Source organism: uncultured Arenimonas sp. (assembly GCF_963976025.1).
In the GTDB taxonomy this organism is placed as follows: Bacteria; Pseudomonadota; Gammaproteobacteria; order Xanthomonadales; family Xanthomonadaceae; genus Arenimonas.
Map to the genome: position 1 here is coordinate 1 of NZ_CAXBJS010000061.1, position 15102 is coordinate 15102.

Consider the following 15102-nt stretch of genomic DNA (forward strand, 5'->3'; position numbering starts at 1 on the left):
CGACAAGTACCGGCGCGCCAGCGGCAGCCTGATGACGCGCGAGGAATTCGACCACCACCTGTCGAACGGTCTGTCGGGCCTGTACTCGCTCGGGGGCCAGCCCGACCACCTGATCGTCGAATACTGCGTGCAGTTCGACCCGGTGTTCGACAACGTCAGCTACAAGGGCGTACCCGACGTGCGCATCATCGTTTTCCTGGGCTACCCGGTGATGGCCATGATCCGCCTGCCCACGCGCATGTCCGACGGCAAGGCCAACCTGCACCAGGGCGCCATCGGCGTCGGCATCGACCTGCCCACCGGCCGCACCAAGCGCGGGGTCTGGGGCACGGAAATCATCCGCGAGCACCCGGACACCGAACACAGCATCGTCAACCTCGCCATCCCGCACTGGCGGCAGCTGCTGGAAATGGCCTCGCGCTGCTACGAACTGTCCGGCCTGGGTTACGTCGGCGTCGATTTCGTGCTCGACCGCGACCGTGGCCCGCTGATCCTCGAGCTCAATGCCCGCCCCGGCCTGGCCATCCAGATGGCCAACGGCAACGGCCTGGAGTCGCGCCTGCACAAGGTCGAGGCCCTGCGCGAACGCGGCGAACTGTCCCGCGACCCCGTTGAACGGGTTGATTTCGCAGTCGCGAACTTTCCCACCACCGGCTGAACGTCACGCGTCGTTTAACGATGTTTTAAGCCCATCGTCAAAAAGCGCGGGCATGCTTGGGTCCAAAGGGGAAGTCTATACGGGGGCGAACGGTAAAACCGGACAGCCCCGCTTGAGTGATTGCTCCATTCCCCGTTACCCTAACCGGCCACCAGCCACGGAACACCGTGGCGGCGAAGGAGTTTCCAGATGAAGTTAGCCAACGCCCTCAAGTTCAACGTCCTGGCCGCCGCGCTCATCGCGGCCACGCTGTCGGTGGGCGATGCCCACGCGCAGCGCGGCAAGGACAAGGACAAGCCCGAAGAGGCCTACCCGGACGCCACCCGCGAATCCCCGGAAGCCAAGAACACTCCGCGCCTGGCCAAGGACATCCAGAAGATGTTCGACCTCTACAACGAGGGCGAGGACATGGAAGGCGCGATCGCCATCGCTGAAAAGCTGCTCGCCAACGAGCGCGCCAAGCCCTACGACCGCGGCATTGCGCTGATGATCGCCGGCAACGCCGCCCTGGGCATCGACGACTACCCGCGCGCCATTCCCTATCTTGAGCGCGCGCTGCAGGAAAATTCGCTGCCCAACAACAATCATTTCGCGACCATGCACACCCTGGCTTCGGTCTACGCCCAGGAAGACATGGCCGACAAGTCCATCGCGATGATCGACCGGCTGATCGCCGAGACGAACACCAAGGACCCCGAGGTCTACGCCCTCAAGGCGGGCGTGCACTACAACGCCGGCCAGTTCGAGCAGACCATCGACGCGGTCCGCAAGGCCATCGAGCTCAACGACGGCAACGCCGAGAACAACTGGCAGCAGATGCTGATGGCGTCCTACAACGAGCTTGGCCGCGAAGGCGACGCCGTGGCCCTGGCCGAGCAGCTGCAGGCCAAGAGCCCGGACGACAAGCGCACCCTGCTCAACCTGGCCTCGCTGTATGCCCAGACCGGCAACAACGACAAGGCCGCCGCCCTGCTCGACACCGCCCGCCAGAAGGGCATGCTCACCGAGCAGCGCGACTACGAAAACCTTTACGCCATCTACCTCAACATGGATGGCAAGGAAGCCGAGGCCGCCAAGGTCATCCAGGAAGGCCTGGACAAGGGCATCCTGCCGGCCGACGCCCGCACGTATACCTTCCTTGCGCAGTCGCTGTACTTCAGCGACCAGATCGACCCGGCCGTGAACGCCTACAAGAAGGCGGCGCCGCTCGACAGCACCGGCGAAACCTCCCTGGCCCTGTCGCAGATCCTCACCAACGAGGACCGCAACGAGGAAGCCAAGGCGGCGGCCCGCCAGGCGCTGGACAAGGGTCTCAAGAAGCCCGGCGAGGCCTGGATGGTCATCGCTCGCTCCGAGTACTACATGGACAACTACGCGGCGGCCCGACAGGCTTACGCGGAGGCCGCCAAGGATCCGGCGACCCGGGACCAGGCCCAGAAGGCCCTGGCACAAATTTCCCGTTGAACGGTTGGTAAACCGATTCCCCGTGGTATAAGCTAACAAGTTCCCGCCGGTGTCCGGCGGGCCACGGCCCCTGACGCCGACCGAACGAGAGCTCGAGCCGCCGAACGTATGACGGACAAGAACTACTACAACAGGTACGACACCCCTCCGCAGGGCCTTAGCTGGGCACGTGTCGGTGGCAATGCATTCGCAATCGCGCTGCACGCGATCGCGTTCATGTTCATGATGGCGCCGGTCAACCCGCCCTCGGTCCAGAAGGCCGCGGAAGAGGTGACCCAGGTGTCCTTCATCGAACCGCCGCCGCCGCCCCCGCCGCCGCCGCCGCCGCCGCCGGAGCCGCCCAAGGTGGTCCAGAAGATCATCCAGCAGCCCAAGCCGACGCCGATCCCGCCGCCGCCTGAAGAGCCGCCGGTGGTGTTCGACGACCCGAGCCCGATCGACATCGAGGCCCCGCCGCCGGCTCCGCCGTCGCCGCCGGCCCCGCCTGCCGACTACGCGCCTTCCGAAGACATCTCGGGCCGTTCGCTCTACCAGCCGCGTTATCCGGCCAAGGAAGCCCGCGACGGCGTTGGCGGTACCGTTATCCTGCGCGTCACCATCGACGCCGCCGGCAACGTGCTTGATGTCGCCATCGAGCGCTCCAGCCGCAATCGCAACCTCGACCGCTCGGCCATGGATGCCGCGCGTCGGTGGAAGTTCAACCCGGGACTGCGCAACGGCCAGAGGGTCGGCGGCGCGGTTCTCGTCCCGGTCAAGTTCACGCCTCCGCGGTAACGCCAGCAGTACCCACGTAAACGGTCAAACCAACTAAAGAAAGGCACTCCTTATGCTGCAGGAAATCCTCCTCACGGTCGCAACCGCCGCTGGCGGCGCCGCCGACAACGCCTCCGCCCTGTCGAAGATGGGCTTCGGTCACATGATGGCCGAGCTCATGCGCAACCCCGCAGAGTTCTTCGTGCAGTGGGTCGTGCTCATCATGCTCATCGTGATGTCGTTCGGCTCGTGGTGGTACACCATCGTCAACGCCATCAAGAACGCGGTCATCTCCAAGCGCGCCGACACCGTCGTGCGTACCTTCTGGGAAACCCCGAACGCCCAGGACGCAATCCGCTTCATGGAAGAACAGCCGGCCAACGAGCCGTTCTCCAAGATCGCCCTGGACTGCGCCCAGGCCGCCGCCCATCACCAGCGTCACGAAGGCAGCCGCCTGGTCGACGCCCTGAACCGCTCGGAGTTCATCGACCGCGCGCTGCGCCAGGCCGTCACCCGTGAGAGCGCCAAGCTCGAGAACGGCATGACCTGGCTGGCCACCGTCGGTGCGACCGCGCCGTTCGTGGGTCTGCTTGGTACGGTGTGGGGCATCTACGGCGCCCTGATCCGCATCGGTGCCACCGGCCAGGCGTCCATCGACGCGGTCGCGGGCCCGGTCGGCGAGGCGCTGATCATGACCGCCATCGGTCTGTTCGTCGCGATCCCGGCGGTGCTGGCCTACAACGCCTTCAACCGCGCGAATCGCAACACCTACGCCAAGTTCGACACCTTCGCCCACGACCTGCACGACTTCTTCGCCACCGGCTCGCGCGTCGGCGAAGTCCCGGCCAAGCGCTAAGTCGAACTAACCAGGAGTCGCAGGCATGGCATTTTCATCCAACTCCGGCGGTGGCGGCCCGATGGCCGACATCAACGTCACGCCCCTCGTGGACGTGATGCTGGTCCTGCTGATCATCTTCATGATCACGGCGCCCCTGATGTCCCACAAGGTGAAGGTGGAGCTGCCCCAGGCAACCCTGGAAGAGAAGCCGGAAATCGAGCAGCCGCCGATCACCCTCGCGGTGACGGCGGACGGCAAGGTCTACTGGAACGACGAAGAGGTGTCGGCCGAAGTGCTCGACGCCCGCCTCGCCGTGCTGGCCCAGAAGACCCCGCAGCCGCAGGTCGATATCCGCTCGGACAACATCACCAAGTACTCCGTCATCCACGAAGTGGTTTCCGACGTCCGCCGCGCGGGTATCCGCAAGGTTGGCTTCGTTTCCACCCCTGAGCGCTGAGGACGACAGACCATGGCATTTGCCTCGAATTCCGGCGCTGGCCCGATGGCCGACATCAACGTCACGCCCCTCGTGGACGTGATGCTGGTGCTGCTGATCATCTTCATGGTGACCGCCCCGGCCCTGTCCTACCAGATCCAGGTCGACCTTCCGCAGCGCACGTCGAATCCGCCGCCGCCGCCGAAGGATCCGCCCGAGCCGATTCGCCTGCGCATCGAGGCCGGCGGCACGGTGACCTGGAACAACACGCCGATCCCGCTGTCCACGCTCCAGGCGGCCCTTGAGGTCGAGGCCGAGCGTGCCGGCGCCGACGTGACCCGGCAGCCGACCGTCGAGATCCAGACGGACATGGAAGCCCAGTACGAAACCCTGGCGAAGGTGCTTTCCCGCACCAAGAACGCCGGCATGGCAAAGATCGCTTTCGTGGAACCCGGCGCCTGATCGAGGCCGCGCTTCCCGCACCCTGCAGCAACGCCGCCTCCGGGCGGCGTTTTTTTTGCTGAACCATTGCCAACCAAACCCCGGCCGACGGCTTGTGCGCGATGGCCAGCAGGCGTATCCCGGAAGACAGTTCACCCGGGGAGAACACCATGGCTTTCGCCGACGTCCGTTCCGAACAGGGTTCCATGGCCGAGATCAACATCACCCCGCTGGTGGATGTGATGCTGGTGCTGCTGGTGATCTTCATGGTCACCGCACCGCTGCTCGACCACCGCATGGACCTCACCCTGCCCCAGCGCACGCCGCCGCCGCCCGAGCCGCCGGCCATCGTGTCGCTGGAAGTGGCCCCGGGCGACATGTTCCGGTTTGCCGGGCAGACGGTGGCGCCGGCGCAGCTCCAGGCGATGCTGGAAAACCAGCTGCGCGAAAATCCCGGCTTCGTACTCAAGGTCGCCGTGCACCCCGACGCCGACTACCAGTCCGCCACCACGGCGCTGGCCGCCGCGAACCGCGCCGGCGTGGACAACATCAGCCTGGACTGAAGCTCGTCAGCGGCTCGAGGCAATAATCGAAAGATAGGTGCGAACGGTCGGCTCCAGGCCCGCATACAGGGCCTCGCCCACCAGCGCGTGGCCGATCGAGACCTCCAGTACGCCAGGCACGCCGCCAAGGAAGGCACCCAGGTTGGCCTGGCTGAGGTCATGGCCGGCGTTGACGCCCAAGCCGGCCGCCTGGGCCTCAAGTGCGCTGCGTCGGCACAGGGCCAGGGCGGCGGCAGGATCGCCGGCGGCAAACGCCTCGGCGTAGGGGCCGGTGTAGATTTCGATCCGGTCGGCACCCAGCTCGGCCGCGCGGGCGATGTCCGGCGCACCGGCGTCCATGAAAAGCGAAACCCGCGCCCCGCAGGCCTTGAGTTCGGCCACCAGCGGGCGCAACCGGTCGGCGTCCCGGGCCAGGTCGAAGCCATGGTCGGAGGTGATCTGGCCGTCGCCGTCGGGCACCAGGGTCGCCTGCTGCGGACGGGTTTCCCGGACCAGGGCCAGCAGGCCCGGATAGTCCCCCCGGGGCGGCGCGAAGGGGTTGCCCTCGATATTGAACTCGGCCCGCCCGGCGACAAGCCGGGCCAGCTCGCGCACGTCGTCCGGGCGGATATGGCGCTGGTCGGGACGCGGATGCACGGTGATCCCGCCTGCGCCGGCCCGGAGCGCGGCCTCGGCGGCTTCGGTGACGCGGGGTTCGGCCCCACCCCGCGAGTTGCGCAGGACGGCGATCTTGTTGACGTTGACGCTGAGCACGGTCATGGCCGCCAGCCTACCCTGCGGCCCAGGCGCCGGAAAGATGGGAATCGGGAGGAATTCGCGCTTTCAGGCGGCCGGTTTCCGCCATAATCCGCCCATGCGCCCGTTCCTGCCGCTGCTTTTCCTGCTGGGCCTGATGGCCTGTCCGGTGGTTTCACTGGCCGAAACGGTGCCGGGTGCGCCGCTTTCGCGAAGTTATGGCTCCGAACATACCCGCGCCAAGCCAGGGCAGCTGGCCCTGGCCACGTCCCCGGACGGCGAGCTCTACGCCGGCAACCTCGACGGCGTACTGCGCTTCAACGGCATCGACTGGCGCCTTACGATGCTGCCGGCAAGATCGCCCACTCACTCCCTGGCCATCGGCGCCGACGGCCTTGTCTATGTGGGTGGCTACGACACCTTCGGGCGCCTGGCACCGGACGGCGAAGGTGGCGTGGCCTACGAAGAACTTCTCGATGCCGCAGGACTGACCGGCGACCAGCGCCACCTGGGTTTTGTCTTCCAGACCCTGTCCACTCCCGACGGCATCTATTTCCGCGCCGAAAAACGCCTGATCCTGCTGCCAGCCGATGGCAGCAAAGCCAGGCTGTGGTCCTTGCCCGACACTGCACGCAGCTTCTACTGGGCCGGCGACGCCTTGTATGCACGCGTGCAGGGCCAGGGCCTGGTGCGCTTCGAAGACGGCAAGTTCACGCTGGTTCCCGGCGGCGAGGCCCTGGCGGACCTTCCGCTGCCAGGCATCGTCGGGCGCGAAGACCACCTGCTGCTGGTCACCAACGACGGGTTCTACCGCGCCGACGACAGCGGTGTCTCCCGCCTGCCTGGAGAGGCCAGCGACCTGCTGGCGAGCGTTCGTGGTTACGCCGTGCTCGAACTTTCCGATGAATCGGTCGTGGTCGGCACCCTGGAAGGCGACCTGCTGCGCTTCGACTCGCAGCTGCGCATCCGCGACAACCTCGACCTGGGTGCCTACGGCATCATGGCGCTGGAGGTCGATCGCGAAGGCGGCCTGTGGGTCGCCACCGAAAACGAGCTCAAGCGCCTGACCCTGCCCTCGCCCTGGTCGCTCCTGGCCGAAGAACAGGGCATCGCCGGCAATCCCACCGACTTCGAATGGCACGACGGCGCACTCTGGCTGGCCACCAGCCAGGGCATTCAGCGCCTGCGGACCGGCGATGACGGCCAGCCACTGGCCGAACGCCTGCCCTGGACCAATTACGAAGCCTACGCGCTGCTCTCCGCCCAGGGCGAACTGTTGATCGGCGTGCGCGAAGGCCTGCTGGTGCTGGCGCCGGAAGCCGACAAGCCAAGGCGCCTGCATGAAAACCAGAACCACGGCGTGTTCGGGCTCATCGCCTCGCGCCACGACCCGGACCTCGTGTACGGGCTCAGCGGCCCGGACATCGTGCTGGTGCACCACCGCGACGGCCGGTGGCAGGAGGGCCCGCGTTTCTCACTCGGCGACATAAGCGTCTTCGGCCTGGAAGAAGGCGATGCCGCCGGCGAACTTTGGATCGGCGATTCCCGCGGGCCCGTGCAGCGCTGGACCGTCGATCCGGAAACCGGCGAGGTCACTTCGCGCGAGGTCTACGACGACAGCCGGGGCCTGGCCGTGAGTCCGCAGTTCGGCACCAGCGTGTTCCGCTTCGAAGACCGCATCCACGCCACCAGCGGCGATGCCGGTTTCCGCCTGGAGGGAGACCGCTTCGTGCCCGACAAGGCACCGCCGATCACCCTGGTTGAACGCCCGCACGAGATGTACGTCGAACAGACGCCGCTGGGCGACTACGCCTACACCACGCGCGAACTGTGGCACCGCGCCAAGGGCGAAGACCAATGGCAGCCGCTGTATCCGGGCGGCCGCGGCATGGCCGGCTATTCGTCGGTGCGTTACGGGAAGGACGGCGTACTGCGCATCGCCACCTGGACCGGCCTGCTGCAGTTCGACCCGGAGGAGTCGCGCAGCGAACTGCAGCCACTGCAGCTGGGCATGGAATCGGTGCTCGCCCATAACCAGGCCGGTGAAACCCTGGTGCTGCCGACGCGCAGCAACGGCGCCAGTCCGGTGAACCTGCCGCCCGGCCACAGCCTGAGCCTGCGTTTTGCCATGGTCAGCATGGAAAGCGGCGCCGAGTTCCGCTACCTGCTGCACGGCGTCACTCCGGACTGGAGCGACTGGGCCGATCGCGACCTGTTCATCCGTTCGCTGCCACCGGGCGACTACGCCCTGGAAGTGCAGGCGCGCACCGGCACCGGCCGCCAGCCGGCGGCGATGACCTACCGCTTCCGCGTGCTGCCTTTCTGGTACCAGCAATGGTGGGTGCAGGTGCTGGGCGGGCTGGTGGTGCTGGCCCTGGCCGTTACCCTGGCGCTTTGGCTGGTGCGGCTGCGCACCGAACGATTCCTGGAGGCCAACCGCCGCCTCGAGGCGCGCATCGCCGAACGCACGCACGAGCTCGAGGACGCCAACCGCAAGCTGGCCGAACTGGCCACCGAAGACGCCCTGACCGGCGTCGCCAATCGCCGCGCGCTGGAAAACGGCCTGCGCCGGGAATGGTACCGCTGTCTCGACCAGCGCCGTCCGCTGAGCGTGCTGATGATCGACGTCGACCACTTCAAGGCCTACAACGACGCCCACGGCCACCTCGAGGGCGACGTGCAGCTGCGCGGCATCGCCCAGCGCCTGGCCGGGCAGCACGACCCGCAGCGCGAGTTGCTGTCGCGCTATGGCGGCGAAGAGTTCGCCCTGCTGCTGCCGGGCGTGCACGCCGAGGAAGCGCGCCGCCGCGCCGAAAGCATCCGCGCGGCCATTGCTTCCAGCGATGCCGGCATGACGGTCAGCATCGGCGTGGCCGGCCTGGTCCCCGACGTGCAGTCCGAACCCGACAGCCTGCTGCGCCGCGCCGATGCGGGGCTCTATGAAGCAAAACGCGCCGGCCGCAACAAGGTGGCGGCCGACGCGGGTGGTCCGGCCGGCTGAGTCCGCCGGCCATGCTTCAGTGGCTGGACTTCAGGCCCGCTTGATCAGGCCGATGATCGCCAGCAGCAGCACCGCGCCAATGAAGGCGGTGATGAAAACGCCGATGTCGCCGCCGAAGCTGACGCCCAGCTTGGGCAGCAGCCAGCCGCCGAAAAACGCGCCCAGCACGCCCACGACCATGTTGACCAGGATGCCGAAGCCGCGGCCCTTCATCACCAGGCCGGCAAGCCAGCCGGCGAGCGCGCCGATGATCAGGAAAATGAGCAGGTTCATTGTGGTACCTCGCTTCAGGAACGGTGGGTGGAGTCTTCGCCTCGTGCCGCCTTGCGTGCCTCGGCCTGCTCACGCAGCTGGCGAAGTTCTTCGGCCGTCATGATGTGGCTGGCGTCGCGCGACGTGCTGGCGATGCGGGAATTGAGCCAGCCCAGCAGGAACGCCACCATCAGCACCAGCGAACCGGCCAGGAACACCAGCACGCCCAGCGTGGGCATCGTACGCACCATGGCCAGGCCAAGACAGGCCAGCGAACCGAGCAGATATAGCCAATGCATGGGTCACCTCGCGGGTTTGCCGGGAGTTTAGCCGAAGCTGGCGGCGAGTCCAGCCGCCGCCCTCAGAGCACCGGGGAAAGCAGGCGGGCGGCGTTGTCGGCCAGGCGGCGCAGGAAGGGCGGCGGCGGGTCGTCGGACTTCACCTCGCGGCACTGGGCCAGGGTCGCCAGCATCTCCTGTTCGAGATCCCGGGCCAGGTCGCGGTCGTGCAGCAGCAGGCTCAGTTCGAAGTTGAGCCGGAAGCTGCGGTGGTCGAAGTTCGCGCTGCCAACGACGCAGGTGTCGTCGTCCACCAGCAGCGCCTTGGAGTGCAGCATGCGCGGCTGGTACTCGAACACCCGCACGCCCGAAGCCAGCAGTTCGTCGTAGTAAGAACGCGCCGCGGCGCTGACCAGGATCGAGTCGCTCCTGGCCGGAACCACCACGCGCACGTCCAGTCCGCGCATCGCCGCCGAGGTCAGCGCCATGCGCGCCGCCTCGCCGGGAACGAAGTAGGGCGTCACCAGCCAGACGCGTTTGTCGGCCTGGTGGATGGCTTCGACCTTCACCCGGTGGATCGATTCCCAGACCGAATCCGGTCCCGACGGCAGGGCATGCGCCAGCATCGTGCCCTCACGCGGCTCGGGCCATAGCTTTTCGTCGCGAAGCGCGGTGCCGGTGGCGTAGTGCCAGTCTTCCAGGAACGCCAGCTGCAGCCAGCGTACGATCGAACCTTCCAGGCGCAGGTGCAGGTCGTGGAAGGCCTTGGGATTGACCGCCTCGTTTTCTTCGTCGGTGATGTTGATGCCGCCGGTGAAAGCCACGCAGCCATCGACCACGACAATCTTGCGGTGGTTGCGCAGGTTGATGCGCGGGCGCCAGATCCAGCGCAGTTTCACCGGATGGAACCAGCTGACCTCGACCCCGGCGTCCACCAGCGGGGCCAGGAAGGACTTCGACAGCTTCGCCGAACCCACGGCGTCGAGCAGCAGGCGCACGCGCACGCCCTCGCGCGCCTTGGTAACCAGCGCATCGCGCAGTGGCGTGCCGGTCTGGTCGGGCTCGAAGATGTAGTACTCCAGGTGCAGGTGGTGTTTCGCGCCGGTGATCGCCTCGTGCAGCGCCGCGTAGGTGGCCTCGCCACCCACCAGCAGTTTTACGTCGACGGCGCTGCTGGGCGCGAAGTGGGTGATGGTCTGGGCCAGGTGTGAAACGGTGGCGCAGTCGTCGCTGGTGACCAGGTCGCCTGGCAGCACCGGTTCCAGGCTGCGCCGCGACATGCTGCGCCGCCGCTGCTGGCGAACGATGCGCTGCGGTCCCAGGAAGTGATAGATCAGCAGGCCCACCCACGGCAGCGCGGCCAGCGACAGCACCCAGCTCAGGGTGGCGATCGGCTCGCGCTTTTTCATGATGATCCAGGCCGCCATCACCGGCATGTAAAGCACCCACAGGCCGATCAGCCAGGGTTTGAGGGTGTCCCAATCGAACGAAAGATCCATGCCAGCTCCCTGCGGTCTCGCCGGACGAGACGCGCCGGCGGCAAACTGGCGACCATGATGGCAGGAAACCCCCCTCCGAAGCCCACCAAGGGCCGCGGTGCCACCGGCAATGCCGAGGGCCGCTTCGCGACAACTTCGCGCGAAGGCGAACACGACGGCTGGGCCGACGACGACCCGGGCCCGCCCGATTCGCGCACCACGGTCAGCGAAGAACGCGCGCGCAGCGTCATCAGCCGCAACCGTTCACCCGACGTGCCCTTCGACCGTTCGGTGAACGCCTACCGCGGCTGCGAGCATGGCTGCAGCTACTGTTTCGCCCGGCCCTCGCACGCCTACCTTGATCTCTCGCCGGGGCTGGATTTTGAAACCCGGCTGTTCGCCAAGACCAACGTCGCCGAGGTCCTGCGCGGCGAACTCGCCAGGCCGGGCTACGACTGCGCGCCCATCGCCATGGGCACCAACACCGACCCCTACCAGCCGATCGAACGTCGCTACCGGCTTACCCGCGCCATCATCGAAGTGCTGGCGGGCTGCGGGCACCCCTTCACTCTGCTCACCAAGAACGCGCTGGTCGAACGCGACCTCGACCTGCTCGAGCCCCTGGCGAAACGCCGGTTGGTCAGCGTCGCGCTGTCGGTCACCACGCTCGACAACCGGCTGTCGGCAAAACTCGAACCACGCGCCAGCGCCCCGCATCGTCGCCTGCAGGCCATTCGCCGCCTCAGCGAAGCGGGCATCCCCACCGGCGTCATGTTCGCGCCGGTCATCCCGGCAGTGAACGACGCGGAAATGGAAGCCGTGCTGGCGGCGGCGCGCGAAGCCGGCGCAGGCACGGCCGGCATGGTGCTGCTGCGCTTGCCGCACGAAGTCGCGCCCATCTTCCGTGGCTGGCTGGACGCGCACCTGCCCGAGCGCGCAGCCCACGTCATGAGCCTGGTCAACCAGGCCCGCGGCGGCCGCGATTATGACGCCAGCTTCGGCCAGCGCCAGTCCGGCACCGGGGAATGGGCCCGGCTGCTGGGCCAGCGTTTCGACCTGGCCACGCGCAAGCTCGGCTATGCCAGCTGGCGCGAATCCAGGCTCGACTGCAGCCAGTTCGTTGCTCCGCGCAAGCCGGGGCCGCAGGGCGAACTGTTCTGAACCGCCGGCTCAGGCGCCCTTGCCGAAGATCTGCTCGGCGCGGTTGAACAACACCCAGCTGGTGGCGATGTATTTGTCGCCGCCTTCCGGGCGGTTGCCGCGGTGGGTGTGGGTGAAAGCCGCCGGCGCGATCAACAGGCTGCCGGTGCGCGGCGGCACCTTGCGCTGCTGGTACAGGAACTCGGTTTCACCGGCCTGGAAATCGTCGTTCAGATACACCGTCCACAGCAGGTGGCGGTGCAGGGTTTCGCAGCCGGCGTCGCGCGGGTACAGCTCGCAGTGCCAGTAGGGATAGCCACCCTCGCCCGCGCGGTAACGCTGCAGGTTGATGCGCCCGGGCCGGAAGATCGAACGGATGATGTCGTCGAGCGCGGCATCGGGCAGCGTGGCGAAGTCGTCGGCCATCAGGCGCCGGACATCGGTCGGGCTGCTGCCGTGCTGGACCATCAGCGGCGCGATCAGGGTGTAGGGGTACTTGCGCAGGTAATTGGCCAGGCCGTTGAGGATGGCCTGCACGAAGCTGGTTTCGACATCGCGCCACTCGGGCTTGCCGGAAATGCTGATGTCGCGGCTGTTCTTGAGGTCCGGGTACAGGCCACCGCCGACCAGGCCGGGCTGGTCCTGGCCGCAGGCCTCGAAGCGCCGGATGATTTCCGCGCAGTGCGCCGCCGGGATGGCGTTTTCATAGATTTCGATGAAGTCGCCGTTCTCCACCTCAGGACTCCGCGTCATGGTCGAGGTGGTAACGCACCGCCTGCGCCACTTCGTCACGCGAGCCCAGGAACACCGGCACGCGCTGGTGCAGGCCGGTCGGCTGCACGTCCAGCATGCGCTGGCGGCCGGTGCTGGCGGCGCCGCCGGCCTGTTCGATGATGAAGGCCATCGGGTTGGCTTCGTACATCAGCCGCAGCTTGCCGCCCTTGTCGCGGCACTTGCTGTCGAGCGGATAGCTGAAGATGCCGCCGCGGGTGATGATGCGGTGCACGTCGGCCACCATCGAGGCCACCCAGCGCATGTTGAAGTCCTTGCCGCGCGGGCCTTCCTTGCCTTCCAGCAGGTCGCCGACGTAACGCTGCATCGGCGGCTCCCAGAAACGCTGGTTGGACATGTTGACCGCGAATTCCTTGGTTTCCGCCGGCACCTGCACGTCGCGACGGGTCATCATGAAGCTGCCGATCTCGCGGTCGAGCGTGAACACGTGGGTGCCGTGGCCGACCGTCAGCACCAGCATCGTGCTGGGCCCGTAGGTCGTGTAACCGGCGCAGACCTGGGTATTGCCCGGCTGCAGGAAGTGTTCGTCGCCCGGCGCGGTGACGTCGTCCGGGCAGCGCAGCACGGAAAAGATGGTGCCGACCGAAATGTTCACGTCGATGTTGCTGCTGCCGTCGAGCGGATCGAACAGCAGCAGGTAGTTGCCGCGCTGAAAGGCGTCGGGAATCGGCTGGCTGTGGTCCATTTCCTCGGACGCCAGGCCGGCCAGGTGGCCGCCCCAGGCGTTGGCCTCGAGCAGGATGTCGTTGCTCAGCACGTCGAGCTTCTTCTGCGCCTCGCCCTGGATGTTGCCCGTGCCGGCATCGCCCAGCACGCCACCCAGCGCACCCTTGCCGATGGCGATGGAAATGGTCTTGCAGGCGCGCGCCACGACCTCGATAAGCAGGCGCAGGTCGGCGTTGATGCGGCCGGCATGCTGTTCCTGGATGAGGTAGCGGGTCAGGGAAATGGGCTTCATGGGTCTCCAGCGGGGCGGCGGCGGACCCGGGCATTGTCCGGGCCCACGCCGGGCATGCAAGCGCGGCCCTGCTGGCCGACCGGATTTCCCGGCACAATTGGCCATGGCTCCGATCACTCCCGACGCCCTGCCTCTGCTGCCCCTGGGCACCGCCCTGGGCGTGGGTCTGCTGGTGGGTGCGGTGCGTGAGCGCCGGCATCCGGGCCGCGATACCTCGGCCGGACTGCGCACCCACGCCCTGGCGGCGCTGTCCGGGGCCGTCGCGCTGTGGCTGGGCCTGGCCGTTTTCGTGGTGGTGGTGGCGATGGCGGGGCTGTTCGCGGCGCTGAGCTACCGCCAGAGCCGGGCCGAGGACCCCGGGCTGACGGGCGAAATCACCCTCGTCCTGACTACCCTGCTGGGCGGCCTGTCCCTGACCCTGCCGGCCCTGGCCGGCGGCCTGGGCGTGGTGGTGGCGGCCCTGGTCTACCTGAAGGCGCCGCTGCACCAGCTGGCCCGCGAACGGGTCAGCGAAGCCGAAGTGCGCGACGGCCTGGTGCTGCTGGCCTCGGCCCTGGTGGTGCTGCCCCTGGTGCCCGACCGCAGCATCGGCCCCTTCGACGTCTTCAACCCGGCGATGCTGTGGAAGCTGGTGGTGCTGGTGATGGCGATCAGCGCCCTGGGCCACGTGGCGCTGCGCCTGGTCGGCAACCGCTGGGGCCTGGCGGTGGCGGGTTTTTTCGCCGGCTACGTGTCGTCCACCGCGGCCGTTGCCGGATTCGGCCAGCGCGTGCGGGAGACGCCGGCGCTGCGTTCGCCGGCGGTCGGCGCGGCGATGCTGGCCAACCTGGCGTCGCTGAGCCTGTTCGTGCCCATCCTTCTGGCGGTGTCGCCGGCGCTGCTGTCGCAGGTGGGCGCCGAGCTGGCCGCCGGCGGCGCCGTGCTGCTGGCCGGCGGCCTGCTGGGCCTGCGCCCGGACGGCCAGGGCGAACCGCCGCCGACCGCGCAGTCGCGCATGTTCCGATTCCGCCATGCCTTGTTGTTCGCCGCCATCATCACCGCGGTGCTGTTCGCCTCGGCGGCGCTCAACGCCTGGCTGGGTCCGCGCGGGGCGATGGCCGGCGCCACCCTGGCGGCGCTGGCGGAGGTGCATGCCGCGGCCGCCACGGTGGCCAAACTTTCGGCCAGCGGCGCCTTCGACGCCGAACAGGCGCGCTGGGCGGTCGTCCTGCTGCTGGCGGCCAGTTCGGTGGCCAAGTCGGTGGTCGCCTTCGCCAGCGGCGGCGCCGCCTACGGCCTGCGCGTCGCCGCCGGGCTGGTGGCCATGGTCGCCGCC

At 67.7% G+C, this 15102-nt stretch carries 16 protein-coding genes; 10 read left to right on the top strand and 6 right to left on the bottom strand.

The genetic code is table 11. The annotated features are described in order from the left end of the window. The 7 genes from AACZ35_RS06665 to AACZ35_RS06695 all read left to right on the top strand — a co-directional run. A partial coding sequence (locus AACZ35_RS06665) for an alpha-L-glutamate ligase-like protein (protein ID WP_339827416.1) occupies positions 1 to 658 on the top strand: 658 nt, incomplete at its 5' end. Between the two features lie 189 nt (positions 659 to 847). Beyond that, complete coding sequence (locus AACZ35_RS06670; RefSeq protein WP_339827418.1) at positions 848 to 2122, top strand: tetratricopeptide repeat protein; 1275 nt, start codon at positions 848 to 850, stop codon at positions 2120 to 2122. Between the two features lie 108 nt (positions 2123 to 2230). Beyond that, on the top strand, positions 2231 to 2896 hold the full coding sequence (locus tag AACZ35_RS06675) for an energy transducer TonB (protein WP_339827420.1): 666 nt from the start codon (positions 2231 to 2233) through the stop codon (positions 2894 to 2896). 52 nt (positions 2897 to 2948) lie between these two features. Beyond that, the gene (locus tag AACZ35_RS06680) at positions 2949 to 3731 is read left to right on the top strand and encodes a MotA/TolQ/ExbB proton channel family protein (protein WP_339827423.1); all 783 of its coding nucleotides are present in this window, start codon (positions 2949 to 2951) and stop codon (positions 3729 to 3731) included. Between the two features lie 25 nt (positions 3732 to 3756). After that, positions 3757 to 4170, top strand: a complete 414-nt coding sequence (locus tag AACZ35_RS06685) for a biopolymer transporter ExbD (protein ID WP_339827425.1) — start codon at positions 3757 to 3759, stop codon at positions 4168 to 4170. 12 nt (positions 4171 to 4182) lie between these two features. Continuing rightward, complete coding sequence (locus AACZ35_RS06690; RefSeq protein WP_188663586.1) at positions 4183 to 4611, top strand: biopolymer transporter ExbD; 429 nt, start codon at positions 4183 to 4185, stop codon at positions 4609 to 4611. Positions 4612 to 4760: 149 nt separating this feature from the next. Beyond that, positions 4761 to 5153 (top strand): biopolymer transporter ExbD, encoded by a 393-nt coding sequence (locus tag AACZ35_RS06695; protein ID WP_339827428.1) that lies wholly within the window; start codon positions 4761 to 4763, stop codon positions 5151 to 5153. A 6-nt stretch (positions 5154 to 5159) separates the two neighbouring features. On the opposite strand, the gene AACZ35_RS06700 is transcribed toward AACZ35_RS06695, so the two are convergent. Beyond that, a complete protein-coding gene (locus tag AACZ35_RS06700; RefSeq protein WP_339827431.1) occupies positions 5160 to 5912 on the bottom strand; it encodes a pyridoxine 5'-phosphate synthase in 753 nt (250 codons plus the stop codon). A gap of 94 nt (positions 5913 to 6006) precedes the next feature. Between AACZ35_RS06700 and AACZ35_RS06705 the strand changes: the two genes are divergently transcribed. Next, positions 6007 to 8889, top strand: coding sequence for a diguanylate cyclase (locus tag AACZ35_RS06705; protein ID WP_339827432.1), 2883 nt, complete (start codon positions 6007 to 6009; stop codon positions 8887 to 8889). Between the two features lie 30 nt (positions 8890 to 8919). Here the strand turns inward: AACZ35_RS06705 and AACZ35_RS06710 are convergent, their stop codons facing one another. The 3 genes from AACZ35_RS06710 to cls form a co-directional block, all read right to left on the bottom strand. After that, positions 8920 to 9162 carry a GlsB/YeaQ/YmgE family stress response membrane protein gene (locus AACZ35_RS06710; protein WP_339827434.1) on the bottom strand — a complete coding sequence of 81 codons (243 nt, stop codon included), beginning with the start codon at positions 9160 to 9162 and terminating at the stop codon, positions 8920 to 8922. Between the two features lie 14 nt (positions 9163 to 9176). Next, positions 9177 to 9440: a hypothetical protein gene (locus AACZ35_RS06715; RefSeq protein WP_339827436.1), complete on the bottom strand. Its 264-nt coding sequence runs from the start codon at positions 9438 to 9440 to the stop codon at positions 9177 to 9179. Positions 9441 to 9502: 62 nt separating this feature from the next. Further along, the gene (cls, locus tag AACZ35_RS06720; protein WP_339827438.1) at positions 9503 to 10918 is read right to left on the bottom strand and encodes a cardiolipin synthase; all 1416 of its coding nucleotides are present in this window, start codon (positions 10916 to 10918) and stop codon (positions 9503 to 9505) included. A 54-nt stretch (positions 10919 to 10972) separates the two neighbouring features. Between cls and AACZ35_RS06725 the strand changes: the two genes are divergently transcribed. Continuing rightward, a complete protein-coding gene (locus AACZ35_RS06725; RefSeq protein ID WP_339827441.1) occupies positions 10973 to 12058 on the top strand; it encodes a PA0069 family radical SAM protein in 1086 nt (361 codons plus the stop codon). 9 nt (positions 12059 to 12067) lie between these two features. On the opposite strand, the gene AACZ35_RS06730 is transcribed toward AACZ35_RS06725, so the two are convergent. Together AACZ35_RS06730 and AACZ35_RS06735 are read right to left on the bottom strand one after the other, a co-directional pair. Beyond that, a complete protein-coding gene (locus AACZ35_RS06730) occupies positions 12068 to 12790 on the bottom strand; it encodes a 2OG-Fe(II) oxygenase (protein ID WP_339827443.1) in 723 nt (240 codons plus the stop codon). Next, a complete protein-coding gene (locus tag AACZ35_RS06735) occupies positions 12774 to 13787 on the bottom strand; it encodes a class 1 fructose-bisphosphatase (protein WP_339827445.1) in 1014 nt (337 codons plus the stop codon). The genes AACZ35_RS06730 and AACZ35_RS06735 overlap by 17 nt, the downstream gene beginning before the upstream one ends. Positions 13788 to 13890: 103 nt before the next feature. Here AACZ35_RS06735 and AACZ35_RS06740 point away from each other — a divergent pair. After that, positions 13891 to 15102 (top strand): DUF4010 domain-containing protein (locus tag AACZ35_RS06740; protein ID WP_339827447.1); only part of this gene is annotated, 1212 nt, incomplete at its 3' end.

What these genes read in the sequence shown, in the direction of transcription:
- AACZ35_RS06670 (WP_339827418.1), top strand. Translation starts at nt 848, where the DNA reads ATGAAGTTAGCCAACGCCCTCAAGTTCAACGTCCTGGCCGCCGCGCTC.
- AACZ35_RS06675 (WP_339827420.1), top strand. Translation starts at nt 2,231, where the DNA reads ATGACGGACAAGAACTACTACAACAGGTACGACACCCCTCCGCAGGGC.
- AACZ35_RS06680 (WP_339827423.1), top strand. Translation starts at nt 2,949, where the DNA reads ATGCTGCAGGAAATCCTCCTCACGGTCGCAACCGCCGCTGGCGGCGCC.
- AACZ35_RS06685 (WP_339827425.1), top strand. Translation starts at nt 3,757, where the DNA reads ATGGCATTTTCATCCAACTCCGGCGGTGGCGGCCCGATGGCCGACATC.
- AACZ35_RS06690 (WP_188663586.1), top strand. Translation starts at nt 4,183, where the DNA reads ATGGCATTTGCCTCGAATTCCGGCGCTGGCCCGATGGCCGACATCAAC.
- AACZ35_RS06695 (WP_339827428.1), top strand. Translation starts at nt 4,761, where the DNA reads ATGGCTTTCGCCGACGTCCGTTCCGAACAGGGTTCCATGGCCGAGATC.
- AACZ35_RS06700 (WP_339827431.1), bottom strand. Translation starts at nt 5,912, where the DNA reads ATGACCGTGCTCAGCGTCAACGTCAACAAGATCGCCGTCCTGCGCAAC.
- AACZ35_RS06705 (WP_339827432.1), top strand. Translation starts at nt 6,007, where the DNA reads ATGCGCCCGTTCCTGCCGCTGCTTTTCCTGCTGGGCCTGATGGCCTGT.
- AACZ35_RS06710 (WP_339827434.1), bottom strand. Translation starts at nt 9,162, where the DNA reads ATGAACCTGCTCATTTTCCTGATCATCGGCGCGCTCGCCGGCTGGCTT.
- AACZ35_RS06715 (WP_339827436.1), bottom strand. Translation starts at nt 9,440, where the DNA reads ATGCATTGGCTATATCTGCTCGGTTCGCTGGCCTGTCTTGGCCTGGCC.
- cls (WP_339827438.1), bottom strand. Translation starts at nt 10,918, where the DNA reads ATGGATCTTTCGTTCGATTGGGACACCCTCAAACCCTGGCTGATCGGC.
- AACZ35_RS06725 (WP_339827441.1), top strand. Translation starts at nt 10,973, where the DNA reads ATGATGGCAGGAAACCCCCCTCCGAAGCCCACCAAGGGCCGCGGTGCC.
- AACZ35_RS06730 (WP_339827443.1), bottom strand. Translation starts at nt 12,790, where the DNA reads ATGACGCGGAGTCCTGAGGTGGAGAACGGCGACTTCATCGAAATCTAT.
- AACZ35_RS06735 (WP_339827445.1), bottom strand. Translation starts at nt 13,787, where the DNA reads ATGAAGCCCATTTCCCTGACCCGCTACCTCATCCAGGAACAGCATGCC.